We start from the raw sequence: 811 nt of genomic DNA on the forward strand, positions 1-811 counted from the left end.
TTTATTAATGTAGATCAGATAGTTGTTAAAGCTGTTGAATTTGATGTAGGCACTAAATATATAGTAATAGAGGGTAACAGAAGAATTGCTGCTTGTAAAACAATCATTACTGAATCAGAAAAGGGTAGAAGCATAAGTGATATTATTATTGAACAAATTAAAAGACTCCCAGTAATCGAGTTAATTGAGGAAGATGGAGACACTGAGGTTGAAAATATGATCAAGGGTCTAAGGCATATATCTGGACCAAAAGAATGGGGAGCATATCAGAAAGCAGCGGTTATTGTTTCTGCCCGAGTTAAATGTCATGGAACTGCTCAGGTTGCGTGACCGTTTACAGATATGTTAATATCTTTCCGAAGAGAGTTTTAGGAGGGATATGGAAAGAACTTTGAGTTTTTACGTTAAATGCACCACCATTTAACCTCAAAGTTCCAACACACTGTAAAATGATAATAGCATATATTGGCCGAAATGTTAAGGACTATCGTAAAAATTTTTTGTTGTATCTGGAGAAAACAAAGTTCTTCTGCCCTGTATGTGGTAATAATACAGAATTTCATGATCGCTACGACAGACATGTACATATAGATGATAAAATTGAATGGATAGTAATTCAGCGTGTAATATGTGTTGGATGTGGTAAAACTCATGCAATACTTCCGGATTTTATCAGACCCTACAAGCATTACTCTACAGCAGATATTGAGTTCGTACTCCGGGATGTTGAGGAAGGAACTACATATGAACAGGTGGAGGCAACAGCAAGTATCTCAACAGTGAAAAGATGGTTTAAAGAGTTTAAACAACG

At 35.9% G+C, this 811-nt stretch carries 2 protein-coding genes; both read left to right on the plus strand.

Going from position 1 to position 811, the window contains the following annotated elements; all coding sequences use genetic code 11:
- A partial coding sequence (locus tag ACECE_RS0217350; protein ID WP_010249527.1) for a hypothetical protein occupies positions 1 to 330 on the plus strand: 330 nt, incomplete at its 5' end.
- A gap of 119 nt (positions 331 to 449) precedes the next feature.
- Positions 450 to 811, plus strand: a 362-nt coding sequence (locus ACECE_RS29560) for a DUF6431 domain-containing protein (RefSeq protein WP_010249528.1), incomplete at its 3' end; no start/stop codon positions are given.

It is taken from the genome of Acetivibrio cellulolyticus CD2 (assembly GCF_000179595.2).
Taxonomy (GTDB): Bacteria; Bacillota; Clostridia; order Acetivibrionales; family Acetivibrionaceae; genus Acetivibrio; species Acetivibrio cellulolyticus.